This window comes from Streptomyces sp. adm13(2018) (assembly GCF_008042145.1).
Taxonomy (GTDB): Bacteria; Actinomycetota; Actinomycetes; order Streptomycetales; family Streptomycetaceae; genus Streptomyces.
The window spans coordinates 1,054-19,673 of record NZ_RDBH01000113.1; the positions used below are offsets into that span (position 1 = coordinate 1,054).

The 18,620-nt window shown below is 73.8% G+C and carries 17 protein-coding genes, 1 pseudogene and 1 riboswitch; of the genes and pseudogenes, 8 read left to right on the forward strand and 10 right to left on the reverse strand.

The genetic code is table 11. The features are described from left to right. Positions 1-541: 541 nt before the first annotated feature. Entirely contained in the window at positions 542-1,801 is a 1,260-nt protein-coding gene (locus EAO70_RS09975) for an MBL fold metallo-hydrolase (protein WP_148002653.1), read from the reverse strand. A 151-nt stretch (positions 1,802-1,952) separates the two neighbouring features. On the opposite strand from EAO70_RS09975, the gene EAO70_RS09980 reads away from it, so the two are divergent. Together EAO70_RS09980 and EAO70_RS09985 are read left to right on the forward strand one after the other, a co-directional pair. After that, positions 1,953-3,131 carry a glutamate dehydrogenase gene (locus EAO70_RS09980; protein WP_148002654.1) on the forward strand — a complete coding sequence of 393 codons (1,179 nt, stop codon included), beginning with the start codon at positions 1,953-1,955 and terminating at the stop codon, positions 3,129-3,131. 65 nt (positions 3,132-3,196) lie between these two features. Next, on the forward strand, positions 3,197-3,862 hold the full coding sequence (locus EAO70_RS09985) for a TetR/AcrR family transcriptional regulator (protein WP_315986227.1): 666 nt from the start codon (positions 3,197-3,199) through the stop codon (positions 3,860-3,862). A gap of 94 nt (positions 3,863-3,956) precedes the next feature. Here the strand turns inward: EAO70_RS09985 and EAO70_RS09990 are convergent, their stop codons facing one another. The 3 genes from EAO70_RS09990 to EAO70_RS10000 form a co-directional block, all read right to left on the reverse strand. After that, positions 3,957-4,724, reverse strand: a complete 768-nt coding sequence (locus EAO70_RS09990) for an SIMPL domain-containing protein (protein ID WP_148002655.1) — start codon at positions 4,722-4,724, stop codon at positions 3,957-3,959. A gap of 139 nt (positions 4,725-4,863) precedes the next feature. Next, positions 4,864-6,090 (reverse strand): DUF6745 domain-containing protein, encoded by a 1,227-nt coding sequence (locus tag EAO70_RS09995; RefSeq protein WP_148002656.1) that lies wholly within the window; start codon positions 6,088-6,090, stop codon positions 4,864-4,866. A gap of 25 nt (positions 6,091-6,115) precedes the next feature. Beyond that, positions 6,116-6,442: a hypothetical protein gene (locus tag EAO70_RS10000; protein ID WP_148002657.1), complete on the reverse strand. Its 327-nt coding sequence runs from the start codon at positions 6,440-6,442 to the stop codon at positions 6,116-6,118. Positions 6,443-6,661: 219 nt separating this feature from the next. On the opposite strand from EAO70_RS10000, the gene EAO70_RS10005 reads away from it, so the two are divergent. The 5 genes and pseudogenes from EAO70_RS10005 to EAO70_RS10025 all read left to right on the forward strand — a co-directional run bounded on the left by EAO70_RS10005 (position 6,662) and on the right by EAO70_RS10025 (position 11,903). Then, a complete protein-coding gene (locus tag EAO70_RS10005; RefSeq protein ID WP_148002658.1) occupies positions 6,662-7,627 on the forward strand; it encodes an STM4015 family protein in 966 nt (321 codons plus the stop codon). After that, a pseudogene (locus EAO70_RS10010) lies at positions 7,624-8,745 on the forward strand (STM4014 family protein); the annotation flags it as partial. The gene EAO70_RS10005 and the pseudogene EAO70_RS10010, both read left to right, overlap by 4 nt. Before the next feature lie 61 nt (positions 8,746-8,806). Then, positions 8,807-9,628: an STM4013/SEN3800 family hydrolase gene (locus EAO70_RS10015; RefSeq protein WP_148002985.1), complete on the forward strand. Its 822-nt coding sequence runs from the start codon at positions 8,807-8,809 to the stop codon at positions 9,626-9,628. Then, positions 9,625-10,962, forward strand: a complete 1,338-nt coding sequence (locus EAO70_RS10020) for an STM4012 family radical SAM protein (protein ID WP_148002986.1) — start codon at positions 9,625-9,627, stop codon at positions 10,960-10,962. The genes EAO70_RS10015 and EAO70_RS10020 overlap by 4 nt, the downstream gene beginning before the upstream one ends. 77 nt (positions 10,963-11,039) lie before the next feature. Continuing rightward, positions 11,040-11,903 carry an STM4011 family radical SAM protein gene (locus tag EAO70_RS10025; protein WP_148002987.1) on the forward strand — a complete coding sequence of 288 codons (864 nt, stop codon included), beginning with the start codon at positions 11,040-11,042 and terminating at the stop codon, positions 11,901-11,903. On the opposite strand, the gene EAO70_RS10030 is transcribed toward EAO70_RS10025, so the two are convergent. Next, entirely contained in the window at positions 11,900-12,694 is a 795-nt protein-coding gene (locus EAO70_RS10030; protein ID WP_148002659.1) for an SGNH/GDSL hydrolase family protein, read from the reverse strand. The genes EAO70_RS10025 and EAO70_RS10030 overlap by 4 nt on opposite strands. Before the next feature lie 162 nt (positions 12,695-12,856). Next, a complete protein-coding gene (locus EAO70_RS10035; RefSeq protein ID WP_410091208.1) occupies positions 12,857-13,645 on the reverse strand; it encodes a peptidoglycan DD-metalloendopeptidase family protein in 789 nt (262 codons plus the stop codon). A gap of 252 nt (positions 13,646-13,897) precedes the next feature. Further along, positions 13,898-14,085: riboswitch (cyclic di-AMP (ydaO/yuaA leader) on the reverse strand. 361 nt (positions 14,086-14,446) lie between these two features. On the opposite strand from EAO70_RS10035, the gene EAO70_RS10040 reads away from it, so the two are divergent. Continuing rightward, a complete protein-coding gene (locus EAO70_RS10040) occupies positions 14,447-15,268 on the forward strand; it encodes a tyrosine-protein phosphatase (RefSeq protein ID WP_148002660.1) in 822 nt (273 codons plus the stop codon). Between the two features lie 9 nt (positions 15,269-15,277). Here the strand turns inward: EAO70_RS10040 and EAO70_RS37825 are convergent, their stop codons facing one another. The 4 genes from EAO70_RS37825 to hpnH all read right to left on the reverse strand — a co-directional run bounded on the left by EAO70_RS37825 (position 15,278) and on the right by hpnH (position 18,620). After that, complete coding sequence (locus EAO70_RS37825; RefSeq protein WP_187283829.1) at positions 15,278-15,433, reverse strand: DUF6126 family protein; 156 nt, start codon at positions 15,431-15,433, stop codon at positions 15,278-15,280. A 40-nt stretch (positions 15,434-15,473) separates the two neighbouring features. Then, complete coding sequence (locus EAO70_RS10045; RefSeq protein WP_261992790.1) at positions 15,474-16,133, reverse strand: helix-turn-helix domain-containing protein; 660 nt, start codon at positions 16,131-16,133, stop codon at positions 15,474-15,476. A 71-nt stretch (positions 16,134-16,204) separates the two neighbouring features. Continuing rightward, entirely contained in the window at positions 16,205-17,590 is a 1,386-nt protein-coding gene (locus EAO70_RS10050) for an aspartate aminotransferase family protein (RefSeq protein ID WP_148002661.1), read from the reverse strand. 7 nt (positions 17,591-17,597) lie between these two features. Continuing rightward, entirely contained in the window at positions 17,598-18,620 is a 1,023-nt protein-coding gene (gene hpnH, locus EAO70_RS10055; protein ID WP_148002662.1) for an adenosyl-hopene transferase HpnH, read from the reverse strand.

Consider the following 18,620-nt stretch of genomic DNA (forward strand, 5'->3'; position numbering starts at 1 on the left):
GTCCCGGCCGTCGCGCCCCGCCACGGAGGCACGCCATGACGTACGACCCCGTCGGCCACCTCCTGCTGACGCCCGTCGACAAGGACGCGCCGGACCGCGGGGCGGGTGCGCGAAGTTGAGACATGGGTGTCCTTGGTACGTACGTGCCCAGGAAGCGCTGTACTGCGGTGAGCTGCGGGGGTGGACGACAGGGGGTGCTGCGCGAGGTGGTCCACGGGGTGCGCGACGGGACGCCCGCGTCACCCTGCGATGGTCACCGGCGACACACTGTAGTCGTCAACCGTTCACGTGGGGTGCACAGTTGGCAAATCCACCCCCGGGCGAACCCGTTCCGGTGACGCCCGGCCCGCCGCGGGCCGAGAAGCGTCGGCCGAAACCCGTGGGGAGCGGACGGAGATCGCCGGGGGCGGGAACGCGAGAGGGCGGAGGCGTTCTCACGCCTCCGCCCTCCGCGGAGCTGCCGCCCGACCGGCCGCCCGACCTCCGTCCCGACCGGCCTCCCGACCGGCGGAGTGCGGGCCCGTCCGGCCCGCTCCCGGTCTCAGGGGGTCCGCGCCGCCTCCGGCGCCCCCCGGCCGGTGTCCGTGCCGGGTCCGCCCGAGGACGGGTCCGCGTCGCCGTCGGGCGCGGGTACGGTCCCGGCGTCACCGCCGGCGGGGGCCGGGGCCGCCCAGCCCTCGGAGGGGGCCCGGGCGACGGAGCGCCACCAGGGGTGGTCGGGCAGCCGTTCGGAGCCCGGCTCGAAGGGTTCGCCCGGGATGGGCAGGGCGATCCGCTGGGCGGCTCCGGCGGCGGCCTCGACGGTGCCCTCCCCCGGCTCGGCCCACGGGTGCGGGGCGAGGTTGAAGGTGCCCCAGTGGATCGGCAGCATGACCCCGGCGGGCGCCCCGCCCTGGAGGTCGAGGTGGGCCCGCATGCCCTCGGCGGGGGTCATGTGGATGTCGGTCCAGAACTCGGAGTACGCACCGATCTGGATCATGGTGGCGTCGAAGGGGCCGTGGGTCGCGCCGATGTCCTTGAAGCCGGAGAAGTAGCCGGTGTCGCCGCTGTGGAAGATCCGGTGGGCGGGGCCGGTCACGACCCAGGAGGCCCAGAGCGTCATCTGCCGGTTGCGCAGACCTCGGCCGCAGAAGTGCCGGGCCGGGGTGGCGGTCAGCCGCAGGTCGCCGATCTCGGTGGACTCGTTCCAGTCCAGCTCGCGCAGCCGGGAGGGGGCCACGCCCCAGCGCTCCAGGTGGGCGCCGACGCCGAGCGGCACGGCGAAGACGGTGTCGGTGGTGGCGAGCGCCTTGATCGTCGGCAGGTCGAGGTGGTCGTAGTGGTCGTGGGAGATCACGACGACGTCGACCGGGCCGAGCGCGGCGAGCGTCGCGGGCACCGGGTGGAGCCGCTTGGGTCCGGCGAACGGGAAGGGGGAGCAGCGGTCGCCCCAGACCGGGTCGAAGAGCACCCGGTGGCCGTCGATCTCGGCGAGGACGCCGGAGTGCCCCATCCAGGTCAGCCGCAGCCCGGTGGCCGGGGGCCTGGCCAGGTCGGCGACCGTGGTGGGGTGGACCGGGATCGTGCCGGTGGGAGCGCGGCGCGAGCGGCCCTCTTTGTCGAAGTAGATCTTGGCGAACTCGACGCCGGAGCCCGAGGGGCCCCGCCGGGCGGGCTCGGGGTTCTGGAAGATCCCGTCGGCGAAGTTCGGCGAGCGGTGGATGCGGGCGAGGCGCTCGCCCGTGGGGTCCGCGCCGAAGGACTCGGGGCGCAGCGCGCGCAGCCGGGCGCGCGGCGAACGGTCGGAGCCGGTACCGGTCACTGGACCTCCTGATCTCTGGGTCGTTCCATTATGGGCGGACCGGCCCGCGAACGGTCGGGGCGGTCAGCCGTACTGAACCGCCGTTCAGTAGTATCACCCGGTCGTACCGGTCGGTACGACCGGTCCCCCACCCCCCACGAGGAGCTGTCCGATGCCTTCCGACCCGCTGCTTTCCGTCGGCTGGACCGACCACGTGACCGGTCACCGGGGCCACCTGGTGATCGACCGGCTGGTGCGCGGGGTGGCCAGCGGCGGCCTGCGGATGCGGGAGGGCTGCACGGCCGCGGAGGTCGCCGGGCTCGCCCGCGGGATGACCATGAAGGAGGCGCTGCACTACGACCCGAAGGGCCGGTACGTGCCGCTGGGCGGCGCCAAGGGTGGTATCGACTGCGACCCCCGCTCCCCCGAGGCGTACGGCGTCCTCGTGCGCTACCTGCGGGCGATGCGGCCCTACGTCGAGCGGTTCTGGACCACCGGGGAGGACCTGGGCCTCAGCCAGGACCTGGTGGACCGGGCCGTGGCCGAGGCGGGGCTGGTCTCCTCCGTGCAGGCCGTGTACCCGCTCCTGGACGACGAGGCGGCGGCCCGCGCGCGGCTCGCGGACGCCTTCGCGATCGAGGTCGGCGGCATCGGCCTCGACGAGCTGGTCGGGGGGCTCGGGGTCGCCGAGTCGGTCCTCACCGCCCTCGACCGGGCCGGCCGGGACCACGCCGGGACCCGGGTCGCGGTGCAGGGGCTCGGCACCATGGGCGGGGCCACCGCCCGGTTCCTGGCCCGCGCGGGACTGCGCGTGGTGGCCGTGGCCGACGTCCGCGGCACGATCGTCAACCCGGCCGGCCTGGACGTCGAGGCGCTGCTGGCCGCCCGGGACGGCCACGGCGCCGTCGACCGCTCCGCGCTGCGGCCCGGCGACCGGGAGGAGCCCGGGGACGCCTGGCTCGCGGCCGAGGCGGAGGTGCTGGTCCCGGCGGCCGTCTCGTACGCGATCGACGCCGGGAACCAGGGACGGATCACGGCCCGCTGGATCGCCGAGGCGGCGAACATGCCGGTCCTGCCCGAGGCGGAGGAGTCCCTCGCCGCACGCGGGATCACGGTGCTGCCCGACGTGGTCGTGAACTCGTGCACCAACGCCTGGTGGTGGTGGACCCTCTTCGGCGACATCGAGGCCGACGCCGACCAGGCGTTCTCGCGGGTGCGCGGGGCGATGCGGGGTCTCGTCGGCGACGTCCTCGACCGGGCGGAGGCGGCCGGCACCAGCCCGCGCGCCGCGGCGCACGCGCTGGTGGAGGAACGCCTCCCGCTGATCGCCGAGCGCTACGGCTGGTACTGAACCCCCGGTTCCGCCGACGGCACGGCCGATCATGCCCGCGTCACGTGCTGTGTAAGGTGCGTGACGTGGCAAGAGTGCGGTTGAGCGTGGCCGAGCGGCGGGAGGAGCTGCTGCGGGCCGCCGTCGAGCAGATCGAGGCGCGCGGGGTCGTGGCTGTCCGGATCGCCGACGTGGCCTCGGCCCTCGGGGTGAGCAACGCGCTGGTGCTGTACCACTTCTCCTCCAAGGAGAAGCTGGTCGCCGCGGCCTTCGCCCACGCCGCCGAGGCCGACCTCGCGCATCTGCGGCGGCTCCTCGGGCGCCGCTCCAGCGCCGTGCGCCGCCTGCGCGCCGCCGTCCGCTGGTACGCGCCGACCGGCCAGGCCAAGGGCTGGCGGCTGTGGATCGAGGGCTGGGCGGCCTCCCTGCGCGACCCCGAGCTGCGCCGGGTCGCCGCCTCCCTCGACAAGGAGTGGAAGACGGCGCTGACCCGGGTGATCGCGGAGGGGGCCGAGGCCGGGGAGTTCCGCTGCGCGGACCCGGCGGCCGCCGCGTGGCGGCTCACCGCCTTCCTCGACGGCCTCGCCGTCCAGACGACGGCCTACGCGGGCTCGCTCTCCCGCAGCGCGATGCTCCGCTGGGCCGACGCCGCCCTCACCCGCGAGCTGAACCTTCCCGACGGCGAGCAGACCCCCGGAGACCCCGTGACCCCACTCGGGGACACCGATCCCCCGGCACCCTCAGACACCTGACGCCTGGCCTGACGCCTGACCCCGATCGGGAGGACCGACCCGCGCGCGGAACGCGCGCGGGTCGGTCCTCGTGCGGCGAACCCCCCCGCCCAGGTCAGACCAGTTCGAACACCGCCGAAACCGTCACCTGTTCCTCGATCTCGCCGGGTGCCAGCGGGACGCCCGTCTCGTCGTGGGCGACGCCAGGGGCGGCGCCCGGGCCGGGGCGGGCGGACTCGCCCTCGCTGAGCGAGACCAGCCGGCCCAGCTTGTGACCGCTGAGCCGGGCGTGCTGCGCCGCCTTGTCGTGGGCGTCCCGGTACGCGGCCTCCCGTGCCTTGGCGCGCAGGGCCGACGGGTCGGCGACGTCGAAGACGACGCCGTTGATCCGGCCCGAGTCCCCCGTGGCGTCGTTGACGGCACCGATGACCTGCCCGGCCCGGTCGAGCTCGCGGACCTTCACCGAGAAGGACTGCCCGGCCTGGTAACCGGTCACCTTGCTCTCGCCCTGGGCGTTCTGCGTGTAGACCGGCGAGAGCGAGAGGCTGTCCGTACGGATGTCCCGCTCGGCGATCCCCTGCCGGTCCAGCACGGCGAGCAGCGTCTCGGCCGCCGTGTGCTGTGCGGCCATCGCCTCCTTCGCGGTCGGCCGGCTCGCCTCGACCCCGATGGAGAGGATCGCCAGATCGGGCGCGGCGGACGCGCGGCCCTGGCCGGAGACGGTGACGGTGGCCGGCGCCTCCACCCGGGCGGTACGCGGAACCGTCCGCCCGGGCCCGGCGGCCAGGGCGGGCGCCGCGGTACCGGCGAGCAGGCCGCCGAGGACGGCGGTGGCGGCGAGCAGACGGGCGGTACGGGCGGCGCTGGGCCGGCGGATCGTCACGGGCGGTCCCTTCGAGGGTGGCTGCCGGGGCTCCGGCGGGCACATCCCAGCACCCGTCACCGCGCCCTCCCGCGCGCCACTCCCGGCCGCCCGCGCCCTTCACCTCTCCGTACCAGTCGCGCAGCGAACGGGCCCGCTCTCAGGTCTGGACGAGCGGCTCGTACGCGTCGGGGTGCAGCCCGAAGGTCCAGGCGACGCCCTCCCGCGCGGTCCTGGTCGTGGGCGGGACCCGCAGCCAGTACGTGCGGTGGCTGCCGTCGGGCTCGGGCGTGGAGTTGACCACCTCGACCATCGCCACGTCCTCGTCGTCGTCCAGCTCGATCCGCCACAGCACCCCGGTCTCGTCGCGGTGCTGGTGCCGGGCGCCGGAGACGGCGAGGTAGCGGTCGTAGCCGTAGTACTCCAGCATCACGCGCCGCAGTTCGGCGTTCTCCTCGGCCCGTATCCGCTCGGGCGTCAGGCCGGCGAGCCCGGCGAGGAAGTCGGCGGGCACGGTCATCCCGCGCCAGGCGTACAGGGCGAACCCGTCGGCGAAGGCGAGCGCGGGGCCGTCGCCCCGGTCGAGCCGCCCGGCCTCGTCGCGGTGCAGCTCGACGGGCCGTTCGCAGACCACGGCGACGTGCTCGAACGGCCACCACCAGCCCGCGTGCACGGCGACGGCCGCGAGTCCGGCGAGGCGGTCGCCGTGGCCGTCGAAGGCGGCGAGCCAGGCCGCGTCGTGCTGGCCGAGCACCGCGTCGAGCAGCACGAGCCGCACGGCGGTCACCGCCCGTCGGGACGGCTCAGGACGCGACCCCGCGCCGGAGGACCCGACGGCGCGACCGTCTGCCGCACCGGCCGCCTGACCGGCCGTCGGACCGGTCGTAGGACCGTCTGCCGCACCGGCCGCCTGACCGGCCGTCGGACCCTCTGCCGCGTCGGCAGCCGCACCGGCCGCGGGCCCGGCGGACGCCGCCGGCCCCGTGCCCGTCGCCGCCTCCGTGACCCCGACCCGGATCCGGTCGGCCAGGCCGCGCGTGAGGTCCCACAGCGGGGCCCCGGTCGCCTGCCAGTGGGCCGCCCAGCCGGCCGGACCGAGGGAGTCGTGGAGTCGGCGCCGCTCCTCGGCCCAGGGCCGGGTGCGCACCTCGTCCCGGACCGAGCGGCCCTGACCGCTCAGCCCCCGTACGAGCGCGACGGCCGCGAGCGGCGAGTCCGCCCAGAGCACGCGCGCGGGCTCGGCGAGCCCCGCCGTGCGGTAGGCGAGCCGGACCCCGGCCTCCGCGGCGGCGCGGTCGGCCGGCCCGGTGGCCGCGGCGACGGACCGCCACCTGTCCAGTGCGGTCGTGCGGTTCGGTCCGGCGTCGGTGATGTCGGCGTGGTTCATGTGGAAGCCCCCAGGTCTCTCTCGGTCAGTCCGCGACGATCCGGTACGCCCCGGGCACGTACTCCCGCTGGCGCACCACCCGGTACCAGCCCTTGGGCAGCGGTATCGGGGCGTGCTCCTCGTGCACCACCCGGCCGCCCTCGGGCAGTTCGAGCAGCAGCGGGCCGAAGGGCCCGGGCTCCCGGACGAGCCGGCCGGGCCCGGGGACGGCGTGGGCGTGGCCGGTGACCTCGCCGAGGGCCAGGACCAACCGCCCCCGGCCGTCCCTCGGCTCCCCCGCCGCCGTCTTCGCCCGCGCCGGAACGGCCGTCTCCTCGACGGGCGCGATCAGTACGTCTCCCTGCCGGTACATGCCTCTCCCCTCCCGTCCGGCCCGGTACGGCCGAACACGGGAACGACGCTAGAGGGCGGGTCTGACAACGCCCCGACCACCGGCCGTCCCCGGTCTCCCGGCGGTCCGTTCCGGCCCGGGCCTCCGGGACGGAGACCCGCCGGAGGGCGTTGTCGGTGCCGCTTGGTAGAACTCTCTGCATCAGCCGCACCACACCGTCCGTCGCCGGGAGCTCCAGTCATGACCGTTGGCCAGTACCTCGAGGAATTCCACGGGCTGCCCGTGTTCGCGTTCCCGGACGCGGACACGGACGGCCGGGTCGCGCTGCCCGACGCCGCCGCGGTCGCCTGGCGGCTGTCCTCGCCGACCTACTGCGACGAAGGCGACGAGCAGTGGGGACCGCGGTTCGAGCGGTTCCTGAAGACGGTCGACACCGGCCGGGTGCGGGCCCTCGTCGTCGGCGGCTGGGACGAGGCCTACGAGAACTCGTCGGCGGACATCGTCACCGCCCTCATCGCCGCCAACGACCGGCTGACCTCCCTGGAGGCCGTCTTCCTCGGCGACATGACCGGCGAGGACTGCGAGATCTCCTGGATCATCCAGTCGGACGTGACCCCGCTGCTCGCCGCCTACCCGGCCCTGCGGGAGTTCGGTGTGCGCGGAGGCACCGACCTGGCGTTCCCGGCGATCCGGCACACCGCCCTGGAGACCCTGCTCGTGGAGACCGGCGGCCTGGGGGCCGAGGTCGTGCGCGGGATCGTGGGCAGTGACCTGCCCGCCCTGGAGAACCTGGAACTCTGGCTGGGGACCGACGAGTACGGCGGCGACAGCACCCCCGACGACCTCGCGCCGCTGCTCTCCGGCGCGGCGTTCCCCGCCCTCCGTTCGCTCGGCCTGTGCAACAGCGTGATCCAGGACGCCGTCGCCGCGGCCGTGGCGGGCGCCCCGGTCGTCGCCCGGCTGGAGCGCCTCGACCTGTCCATGGGCGTCCTCACGGACGAGGGCGCGGCGGCGCTCCTGGACGGCCAGCCGCTGACCCACCTCGCCCGCCTCGACCTCTCCCACCACTACCTGTCGGACGCCGTGCGGAAGCGGGTGCTCGCCGCGCTCGCCCCGCACGGCGTGGACGTCGACCTCGACGACGCGCAGGAGGCCGACGAGGAGGAGGACGGCCGGGTCTGGCGCTACGTCGCGGTCGCCGAATGACCGCCCACCCGCGCCTCGTGGTCGTCGGGGTCCCGGCGGGCCGCCGCGTCGCGCTGCTCCAGGGCGCGCTGCGGTCCGCCGGGCTGTCCGAGGCGCGGGTGGTTTCCTGGCCCGAGGTGCTGCGCGGGACGGCGCGGTTCGCCGAGGGCGAGACCGTACGGCTGGACTCGCCCGGCGAGGACCCGGAAGCCGACCGGCTGCTCCGCGGGGTCGACGATCCGGCCCGCGTCGAGGGCACCGGCCGCTGGTACGCGCGGTTCGTCGCGGCCGCCGCCGACCTCGCCCGGTCCGCCGCCGGGGCGGGCGCCGTGCTCGTCGACGATCCCGCCGAACTGGCCGGTCTGTTCGACAAGCGGCTGAGCCACGGGCTGCTCCGCACCGCCGGGGTCCCGGTGCCCGGATCGCCGACCTCCGGGCCCTCGGCGCCCCTCGTGCGGGGCTGGGCGGACGTCCGGGCCCTGACCGCCGAGCCCGGGATGCGCCGGGTCTTCGTGAAGCTCGCCCACGGCTCTTCCGCCTCGGGGGTGCTCGCGGTCGAGACGAACGGCGCGGGACGGGTCCACGCCACCACCTCGGTGGAGCGCGGTCCGGCCGGACACCTCTTCAACTCCCTGAAGGTGCGGCGCTATACGAGCGAGCGCGAGGTCGGGGCGATCGTGGACGCCCTCGCTCCCGACGGGCTGCACGTCGAGCGCTGGCTGCCCAAGGCCGCGCAGGGCGGCCGGGCGGCCGATCTGCGGGTGGTGGTGATCGACGGCCGGGCGACCCACGCCGTGCTGCGCACCAGCCGCTCTCCGCTGACCAATCTCCATCTGGGCGGGGCGCGGGGCGACCTCCCCGCCGCCCGGGCCGCGATCGCTGCGGCGGGCGCGCGGTGGACGGACGCGCTCGGCGTGTGCGAGCGGGCCGCGGGGGCGTTCCCCGGCACCCGCTGCGTGGGCGTCGACCTGCTGCCGACCGCCGGCTGGCGCCGGTTCGCGGTGGGCGAGGTCAACGCGTTCGGGGATCTGCTGCCGGGCCTCACGGGGCTGCCGGGCAGCGGCGCCGAGGGCCTCGACACCTACGCGGCCCAGGTCGCCGCCCTGTTCCCGCCCGCCCACCGCACCCCCCACACCTCCCCATCCCCACCAGCACCAGCACCAGCACCACAGGAACGAGCACCGCGTGAACCAGCCCGACATGAACAGGATCGTCGGGAGCCACGACCTGCTCCTGGTCACCCTCGACACCCTGCGGTTCGACGTGGCGGCCGAGCTCGCCGCCGAGGGCCGCATCCCGAACCTGGCCCGCCACCTCCCCGGTGGCGTCTGGGAGCGGCGGCACGCGCCCGGCAGCTTCACCTACGCCTCCCACCAGGCGATCTTCGCCGGCTTCCTGCCGACCCCGGCCTCCCCCGGGCCGCACCCCCGGCTGTTCGCCGCCCGCTTCGCGGGCAGCGAGACGACCGCCGACGGCACCTGGGTCCACGACACCCCGGACTTCGTCTCCGCCCTCGCGGGCGCGGGCTACCGGACGGTCTGCGTGGGCGGCGTCGGCTTCTTCAACAAGCAGCCGCCGCTCGGCACGGTGCTCCCCGGCCTGTTCCAGGAGAGCCACTGGGACCCGTCGTTCGGCGTGGCCTCCCCCACCTCCTTCGAGTCCCAGGTCACCCGCGCCGAGGAGGTCGTCGCCGGCCTCCCGCGGGAGCGCCGGCTGTTCCTCTTCGTCAACGTGTCCGCGCTGCACCAGCCGAACTGGTTCCACCTGCCGGGCGCCGGCCGCGAGGCCGGCGACTCGCGGGCCACCCACGCGGCGGCCCTGGAGTACGTCGACCGGCACATCGGGCGGCTCTTCGCCGCGATGAGCAGCCGCCGCCCGTGCTTCGCGATCGTCTCCTCCGACCACGGCACCGCCTACGGGGACGACGGGTACACCGGTCACCGCCTCGGCCACGAGGTCGTCTGGACGGTGCCGTACGCGCAGTTCGAGCTCGCCGGGCCGGAGCGGGAGGCCGCCGCATGAGCGACACCGCCGCCCCGCGCCCGTACCGGAGTTACGTCTACGCCTACCCGCACAAGACGGCGTACCGGCCGCTGCCCGCGCCCGCTCCCTCGCTCGCCGCGCTCTGGCGGGACGAGCCGAAGGACGCGCTCTCCCTCTACGCGCACATACCGTTCTGCGAGGTCCGCTGCGGCTTCTGCAACCTGTTCACCCGGATCGGCGCCCCCGACGAGCTGACCACCCGCTACCTCGACGCGCTCGACCGCCAGGCCGCGACCGTCCGCGAGGCCCTCGGGGACCGGGACCCGGTGCGGTTCGCCACGGCCGCGTTCGGCGGAGGCACCCCCACCTTCCTCACCGCCGGCGAGCTGGAGCGGCTCTGCGACATCGCCGAGAAGCGGATGGGGGTGGACCTGCGCGCCGTGCCGCTGTCCGTGGAGACCTCGCCGTCCACCGCGACCGCCGACCGCCTCGCCCTGCTCGCCGAGCGGGGCGCGACCCGGCTCAGCATCGGGGTGCAGAGCTTCGTGGAGGCCGAGGCGCGGGCGGCCGTCCGGCCGCAGCACCGCGCCGACGTCGAGTCGGCCCTCGGCCGGATCAGGGACACCGACGTGCCCGTGCTCAACATCGACCTGATCTACGGCATCGACGGGCAGACGGAGGAGTCGTGGCGCGCCTCGCTGGACGCCGCGCTCGCCTGGCGCCCGGAGGAGCTGTACCTCTATCCGCTGTACGTACGGCCGCTCACCGGCCTCGGCCGGATCTCTCCCGCGGCTGACCGGGAGTGGGACGAGCAGCGGCTGCGCCTCTACCGGTACGGCCGGGACCACCTCCTCGGACATGGCTACGAGCAGGTGTCCATGCGGATGTTCCGCCGGACGGACGCCGCGCCGCTCGGCCCCGACGACTACGCCTGCCAGACCGACGGGATGATCGGCCTCGGCTGCGGAGCCCGCTCGTACACCTCGGCGCTGCACTACTCCTTCGACTACGCCGTCGAGATGCGGGAGATCCGCACGATCATCGACGCCTACACGGAGACCGCGGACTTCTCCCGGGCCGAGGTCGGCCGCTGGGTCGACGCCGGGGAGGCCCGGCGCCGTCATCTGCTCCAGTCCCTGCTCCAGGCCGAGGGCATGCCGGTCGCCGGGTACGAGGAGCGGTTCGGCGCCTCGCCCTTCGCTGACTTCCCCGCGGAGCTGGACCGGTTCGAGGCGCTCGGCTGGCTGGACGCGGCCGCGCCGGCCGGGCTGCTGCGGCTCTCCCCCGAGGGCCTGGCCCACTCGGACGGCCTCGGCCCGGAGCTCTTCTCCCCCTCGGTGCGGGCCGCGATGGCCGCGTACGAGCCGAAGTAGGGGTGGCCGTGGATCTGACACCGCCGGAGTTCCGGCAGCCGGCCGCCCCCGGGGCGCCGCTCCCCCGGGACGGGGGGATGGACCTGACGCTGCTCTACCGCGGGCCGCTGTCCTCCTGCGACTTCGACTGCCCGTACTGCCCGTTCGCCAAGCGCCGGGACAGCCGGGAGCAGCTGCGCGCGGACCGGGCGGCGCTCGAACGGTTCACCGGGTGGGCGGCCGGGCAGACCGGGGACCGGCTGCGCGTCCTCTTCACCCCGTGGGGCGAGGGCCTGGTCCGCTCCTGGTACCGGCGGGCTCTCGTCGAGCTGTCCCGACTGCCGCACGTGGAGCGGGTGGCGATCCAGACGAACCTGAGCTGCCGGACGGACTGGCTGGCGGAGGCGGACCCGGAGGCCGTGGCGCTCTGGTGCACGTACCACCCGGGGCAGACGCCGTACGACCGGTTCCTCGCCAAGTGCGGGGAACTGGCCGGGCGGGGCATCCGGTTCAGCGTCGGGGTGGTCGGGCTCCCCGAGCACGCGGAGGACGCCCGGCGGCTGCGGGCCGCGCTGCCGTCGCACGTCTACCTGTGGGTGAACGCCGCGGAGGGGCGTACGTACACGGACGCGGAGGCCGAGGAGTGGACGCGGATCGATCCGCTGTTCCCGTACAGCCGGCAGCCGCACCGCTCGGCGGGGCTGCCGTGCCGGACGGGCGAGTCGGTGATCTCGGTGGACGGCGAGGGGACCGTACGGCGCTGCCACTTCGTCAAGGCCGAGCTGGGGAACCTGTACGACGGCTCGTACCGTGCCGCCCTGCGCCCCCGCGCCTGCCCCCTCGCCGTCTGCGACTGCCACATCGGGTACGTCCACCTGGAGACGCTGCCGCTGTACGACGTGTTCGCCGGCGGGGTCCTGGAGCGGATCCCCGCCGTCGTAGCGCCGCCGGCCGGCGCCTAGAGGGGCATGAGGTCGGGGCGCTTGGCCTCGACGTGGTCGCCGGAGCTCTCGCCGCGCAGTCGGCGTCCGATCCAGGGCACGAGGTACTCCCTGGCCCAGAGGATGTCGTCGCGGCGCAGCTCCAGCGGGCCGCGCACCGGTACCGGCGGCCACAGCTGGTCCGGGTCGGCCGGCACCGGCAGGCCTAGGACCTGGGCGGCGCGCAGGGCGACGCGGGTGTGGCCGTCGGGCGAGAGGTGCAGCCGGTCGGCGTCCCAGGCGCGCCGGTCCTGGACCGACCGCAGGGACCAGAGGTCGAGGACCGGGCAGCCGTAGCGGTCGGCGATGGCGCGGACGTGTCCGTTGTACGTGGCGATCTTGCCGCGCAGGTGCCTGAGGAGCGTGACGTCGCGGGTGTCGAAGCCGGTGGTCACCATGACGGTGCCGACGGCGGAGGTGAGTCCGGCGACGGCGCGCTCGAAGCGCTCGGCGACCTCGTCGGGGTCGGTGCCGGGGCGGATGATGTCGTTGCCTCCGGCGCAGAAGGTCACCAGGTCGGGGGCGAGTTCCTTCGCCCGGGGGACCTGTTCCGCGACGATCTGGTCGAGGAGGCGCCCGCGTACGGCCAGGTTGGCGTAGCGGAAGGCGTCGTGCTCCGGCAGCTGGTCGGCGAGCAGCACCGCGAAGCGGTCCGCCCAGCCGACGTACGTCCCGGCGGGCCCGGGGTCTCCGACGCCCTCGGTGAAGCTGTCACCGATCGCCGCGTACGACCCGAATGCGTGCTGGTCTCTTGATCTCGAATCGTCTGCCACGGGAGCACATCCTTCCCTTCGGGATGTGACCTACGCGACCGTAAGGAGGGGTTGACGCCGGGTGATATATGCCACCGATAAAGAATTCGCCAAGCCGGAATAGACGCGGTAAGCGCCGGAGGCCCGGCACATGGGTGCCGGGCCTCGTGCGACGACGGTGCGTCAGATGTTCACGCCGTGCTGGCGCAGGGCCGAGATCGGGTCGATGTCGGAGCCGTACTCCGGCCCGGTGCGCATCTCGAAGTGCAGGTGCGGGCCGGTCACGTTGCCGGTCGCGCCGGAGAGGCCGATCTGGTCTCCGCCGTTCACGGTCTGGCCGGCGGAGACGGAGAGGGAGGAGAGGTGGGCGTACTGCGAGAAGGTGCCGTCGGCGTGCTGGATGACGACCTGGTTGCCGTACGCGCCGCCGTCGCCGGCGGAGTAGACGGTGCCGGGGCCGACGGCCACGATCGTGGTGCCGGTGGAGGCCATGAAGTCGACACCGGTGTGGTAGCCGGAGGACCACATGGCGCCGGAGGCGCGGTACGGGGTGGACATGCCGCCGCTGACCGGGGCGACCCAGCCGGAGGAGGAGGTCGAGGCCTTCGACGCGGTCGAGGTGTCCGCGGCGGGGGCGCTGGCGGCCGGAGCGGCGGAGCGCTCGGCGCCGCGGGAGGCGCGCGGGGTGTCGCCGTTCTTGGCGGAGCTCTCGGCGGCCTTGGGCGCGGCGCTCTTGGGGGCTGCCTTGGGCGCGGCGGCCTTGGCGGTGCTCTTGCCGCCGAGGGTGAGCTTCATACCGGGCAGGATGAGCGAGGGGTCCTCGCCGACGACCTGGCGGTTGTCCGCGTACAGCTTCTTCCAGCCGCCCGCGAGGTGGTGGTCGGCGGCGATCTTCGACAGGTAGTCGCCCCGGACGACGGAGTACGTCTTCGGCGCGGCCTTGCCGGTCGCGGCGGCGGCGGGGGCCTCCACGTGCGCGGCGGCGGTGACGGCCTGGCCGGGTGCGGCGGCGCACGTGGAGGCCCCCGCCGCGCCTCCACGTGCGCGGCGGCGGTGACGGCCTGGCCGGGTGCGGCGGCGGGGGCGGCCTGCTCGGCGGCGTGGGCGCCGGTGGCACCGAGGAACGGGAGGGCGACGACGGCGCCTCCGGTACCGGKGGCGGCGATTCCGCGGGTGAGGCGGTTGGACGTGATGCGGCGGTGCTTACCCTTCGCGGGCATGGCGAATTCCTCTCCGGCGCCTGCGAGGTGAGCTGTCGGGTTCGGACTGGAGATGCCCGGCCGCGCTCTCACGCGGCTTCACCCCGAGCCGTCCTGCATCGCGGGACCGGCGTACTTCCTGGGTCCCCCGCTCCTGCCACGCATGGGATGAGTGGAATTCCGGACGGTGGCAGGATTCGGCGGTCCGACCGGATTGACGGTGACGCTAGACGAGCGGGGTCGGCGCGAACAAGCCGGTGATTTCCCCCGGCTTTCCGGGTGCGGTATTCGATCGGGAATTCCGGTCACCCTCCGTGGATGACGGACCCTCGATCTCCTTTTCACGCTGGGCAATTGCTCCGGCCGCCCGGCCACGATCCGTCACTTCTATGACGCTGCTCACGCGCTGTTTCCCATCTCGCCTGCAATCAGGGCGCGTTATACGCAAGGCCCCAATTCGGACAGTTCACCCATTCCCATCCAGGGGGGTGCGTCATCGCGGCCCCGCCTGGATGATTGCCCCTGGAACCGATCTCGCGTCGGACATCCGAACGTCGACCCATCAGGAGCATCCGTGACGCAGCAGCTGCCGCAGGTCCCGCCCGTCGAGGCGAACGAGCCCGAGCTGGCCGAGGTCCGCAACTTCCGGGACGTGGGCGGCCTGCCGACGACGGACGGGCGGGCCGTGCGTCCGGGCCGCCTCTTCCGCAGCGGCCACCTCGCCCACGCCACCGAGGCGGACGTCGCCTTCCTCGACTCGCTGGGGCTGCACACGGTCTTCGACTTCCGGAACCTCGCCGACCGCAAGGTCGAGGGTGCCGACGTCGAGCTGCCGGGCGTGCGGAACGTGAACATCCCGCTCAACGACCCGGCCGAGGGCAAGGAGTTCTGGAGGCTGGTCAGCGAGGGCGACATCGACCAGCTGCACGCCATCCTCGGCGAGGACAGGGCCGCGGCCCGAATGTCCGACTCGTACCGGAAGATGGTGGTCGAGCGGACCGCGGAGCACAGCCGGATCCTGCACGCGCTGGCCGAGGACAGCCTCCCCGCCCTGATGCACTGCGCGGCCGGCAAGGACCGGGCCGGGCTCTCCATCGCGATCACCCTGCTGGCCGTCGGGGTCGAGCGGGAGGCGGTCGAGGCCGACTACGTGAAGTCGAACGACCCGCACCGCCGCTACAAGGTGCGCCGCAGCTCCACCGCCCCGGACGCGATGTCGCCCGCGGTGATGGAGCTGCTGAGCCCGCTGTTCGACGCCCGGATCGAGTACCTGCGCGCCGCCTTCGAGGCGATCGAGGGGACCTGGGGCTCGCTGGACGCCTACTTCTCCGAGGGCCTGAAGCTGTCCCCGGAGACCCGCGAGCTGCTGCGCCTGCGGCTGCTCACGGAGGCGTGAGGGAGGGACCTACTGGTTCTGCCCGCCCATCACGAAGAGCAGGTAGAGGAAGCCGGCGAAGAGGTGCCCGGCGATCAGATAGGCGAAGAGGCGCAGGACGAGCCCCTTGGGGAACTTGCCCTCGCCTCGCTCCTCGCCGGTGGCGGGTCGTGACTTCTCGGACATCTCAGTCCTTTTCTCTCGGAGGAAGTAGGGAAGTACGGAGTCAGCGCCGGTGCGGGGTGCCGCCCCCGAGGCACAGCTCGGCGACGGGACTCTGCAGGAGGGTGTGGACGAAGAGCAGCTCCGCCCCGCCGGGGGTGGCCGCCCCGATCCGGTGCGGGGTCAGCGAGTCGAAGTGCGCGCTGTCCCCGGGATCGAGGACGTGGACGCCCTCGCCGAGCGCGAGCCGCACCCGGCCCTCCAGGACGTGGATCCACTCCTCGCCGGGGTGGACGCGCACGATGTCGCCCCGGGTGGCGTACGGCACGTGGACCCGCAGGCACTGCAGGGCGCGCCCGGCGCCGCCCGCCTGTCGGTAGATCCAGCCGTCGGCCTCGACGGGTTCGGAGCGTCCCGCGCGGACGACGGGGTCGTGTCCGGGGGGCGTCTCGCCGAGGAGCTCGGAGACCGTCGTACCGTAGATGCGGGCGAGGGCGAGCAGCATCGGGAGCGAGGGCTGCCGGTTCCCCGTCTCCAGCCGTGAGAGATGGGCGGGCGAGAGGGCGGCCCGCTGGGCGGCGGCCTCCAGGGTGAGCCCCCGGCGGCGGCGCAGCGCCCGCAGCTGCGGGGCGACGTCGGGCAGGACGTCGGGTCCGGCGGCGCCCGGTGGGCCGGGGGCCGGGACGGCGGGGTCCGGGGAGGTTTCCCCGGGGACGTGGTCCATGGGTCCATTCCGCCAGGAACGTGCCTCTGAGGCAAGTTTCTTGCCTCAGAGGCAAAAGTCCGGAGCGCGGCTCAGCTCTTGGCCACCGCCTGCTTGACCAGGGTCCTCCCGAAGTCCCACAGCAGCCCGCCGCCGCCGTGGGCCTCGTCCATCACCGCGGTGAACGCCGTGACGAACCGGTCCACGTCCGCCTCGTCGACGACCAGCGGCGGGATCAGCTTGATCACCTCCAGATGGTCGCCCGAGACCTGGGTGAGGATCTGGTGGCGCTGGAGCAGCGGGACGACGACCATCTGGGCGAAGAGGCCCTTGCGGGCCGCCTGGAGCATGGTCCAGCGTCCGCGCAGGCCCAGCGAGGACGGCCGGCCGAACTCGATCCCGATCATCAGCCCGCGGCCGCGGATCTCGTGGAGCAGCTCGTACCGGGGCACGAGCTCCTTCAGACGTCCGGAGAGCAGGTCCCCGATCCGGCGGGCGTGCGCGACCGTCCCCTCGGCCTCCATGACCGAGAGGACGGCGAGCCCGGCCGCCATGGCCTGCGCGTTGGATCCGAAGCTCGCCGAGTGGACGAGGACCCGGTCCATGGACGAGTAGACCTTCTTGAAGATCCAGTCCTTGCCGAGGGTGGCGCCGACGGGCACGTAGCCGCCGGAGAGCGCCTTGGCGACGCAGACCAGGTCGGGCTCGACGCCCTCCTCGTGCTGATAGGCGTAGAAGTCCCCGGTCCGGCCCAGGCCCGTCTGCACCTCGTCGGCGATGAGGAGCGCCCCGTGCCGGTGCAGCAGCTCCTGGGCGGCGTACAGGAAGCCCGGCGGGGCCTCGTGGACGCCCTTGCCCTGGATGGGCTCGACGACGAAGGCCGCCACGTCGCCCTTGCGCAGCTCCCGCTCCAGGGCGTCGAGGTCGCCGAGTCCGATCGCGGTGTCCGGCAGCAGTGGGGCGAAGCCGTCCCGGAAGCCGTTCTCCCCGTTGACGGACAGGGAGCCGGTGGTGAGCCCGTGGAAGGCGTGGGTGCAGTAGAGGACCCTGGGCCGTCCGGTGGCGTACCGGGCGAACTTGAGGGCGGTCTCCACGGCCTCCGTGCCGCTGTTGCCGAAGAAGACGCGGTCGAGGTGCGGGCTGTGGGCGAGCAGCCGCTCGGCGAGGAGCCCGGGGAGCGGCTGGCAGTCGAAGCGGGTGAGGTCGGCGAGCTGGGCGTCCAGGACGTCGTGGAGGGCCTGGCGGACGACGGGGTGGTGCCGCCCGAGACCCATGACGCCGAAGCCGGCGAGCATGTCGAGGTGGTCGACCCCGTCGGCGTCCCAGAAGTGGGCGCCCTCGGCCCGCTCGTACACCTTGTCGAAGCCGATGGTGTGGAGCATGCGCGGGAGTTGGTGGTTGAGATGGCGGGCGTGCAGCTCGTAGCGCTCGCCGCCACGCTCGGCGAGCAGCTGCCGCAGGTCGAACTCGCCCGTCATGCGCCCCTCACCCGTTGTTCCCGGAGACCGTCTCCCGGACCGCGCGGAGGGATTCCTTGAGGGAGCCCATGGTGGCGAGGACGGCGGTGGGCTCGTAGCCGCAGTGCGCCATGCAGTTGGCGCAGCGCGGGTCCTTGCCGCGGCCGTACTTGTCCCAGTCGGTGTCCTCGACGAGTTCGCGGTACGTGGGGACGTAGCCGTCGCTCATGAGATAGCAGGGGCGCTGCCAGCCGAAGAGCGAGTAGTTGGGAATGGCCCAGGCGGTGCACGGGAAATCCGCCTTTCCTTCCAGGAAGTCCAGGAAGAGCGGCGAGTGGTTGAGGCGCCAGCGGCGCCTGTTCCCGCCGGCGAAGGCCTTCTTGAAGAGTTCGCGGGTCTGTTCGACGCCGAGGAAGTGCTCCTGGTCGGGGGCCTTCTCGTACGCGTACGCGGGAGAGATCATCATCTCGTCGACCTGGAGGTCGTCGTTGAGGAAATTGAGCACCTCGATGATGGTCTGCGGGGTGTCGGTGTTGAAGAAGGTCGAATTGGTGGTGACGCGGAATCCGCGCCGCTTGGCCTCCTTGATGGCGGCCACCGCCTCGTCGAACACTCCCTCCTTGGCGACGGATTCGTCGTGCCGCTCGCGCAGGCCGTCGATGTGCACGGCGAAGGCGAAGTACGGCGAGGGGGTGAACTTCTCCAGCTTCTTGCGCAGCAGCATCGCGTTGGTGCAGAGGAAGACGTACTTCCGCTTGGCCACCAGCTGGCGCACGATCTCGTGGATCTGGGGGTGCATCAGAGGCTCGCCGCCCGCGATGGACACCATGGGGGCGCCGGACTCGAGGACGGCGCCGACGGCCTGGGCGACCGGCATGCGCTGCTTGAGGACACCCGCCGGGTGCTGGATCTTCCCGCAGCCCTCGCACGCGAGGTTGCAGGCGTAGAGCGGCTCCAGCTCGACGATCAGCGGGAACTTGTCACGCTTGCGGAGCTTCTGTTCGAAGAGGTAGGTCCCGACCCGGATGGACTGACGGAGCGGCATGGCCAT

Bases quoted from the DNA above. Each gene is read 5' to 3' on its own strand.
- EAO70_RS09980 (WP_148002654.1), top strand. From the start codon at position 1,953: ATGCCTTCCGACCCGCTGCTTTCCGTCGGCTGGACCGACCACGTGACC.
- EAO70_RS09995 (WP_148002656.1), bottom strand. From the start codon at position 6,090: ATGAACCACGCCGACATCACCGACGCCGGACCGAACCGCACGACCGCA.
- EAO70_RS10000 (WP_148002657.1), bottom strand. From the start codon at position 6,442: ATGTACCGGCAGGGAGACGTACTGATCGCGCCCGTCGAGGAGACGGCC.
- EAO70_RS10005 (WP_148002658.1), top strand. From the start codon at position 6,662: ATGACCGTTGGCCAGTACCTCGAGGAATTCCACGGGCTGCCCGTGTTC.
- EAO70_RS10015 (WP_148002985.1), top strand. From the start codon at position 8,807: ATGAACAGGATCGTCGGGAGCCACGACCTGCTCCTGGTCACCCTCGAC.
- EAO70_RS10020 (WP_148002986.1), top strand. From the start codon at position 9,625: ATGAGCGACACCGCCGCCCCGCGCCCGTACCGGAGTTACGTCTACGCC.
- EAO70_RS10025 (WP_148002987.1), top strand. From the start codon at position 11,040: ATGGACCTGACGCTGCTCTACCGCGGGCCGCTGTCCTCCTGCGACTTC.
- EAO70_RS37825 (WP_187283829.1), bottom strand. From the start codon at position 15,433: ATGTCCGAGAAGTCACGACCCGCCACCGGCGAGGAGCGAGGCGAGGGC.
- EAO70_RS10045 (WP_261992790.1), bottom strand. From the start codon at position 16,133: ATGGACCACGTCCCCGGGGAAACCTCCCCGGACCCCGCCGTCCCGGCC.
- EAO70_RS10050 (WP_148002661.1), bottom strand. From the start codon at position 17,590: ATGACGGGCGAGTTCGACCTGCGGCAGCTGCTCGCCGAGCGTGGCGGC.
- hpnH (WP_148002662.1), bottom strand. From the start codon at position 18,620: ATGGCCATGCCGCTCCGTCAGTCCATCCGGGTCGGGACCTACCTCTTC.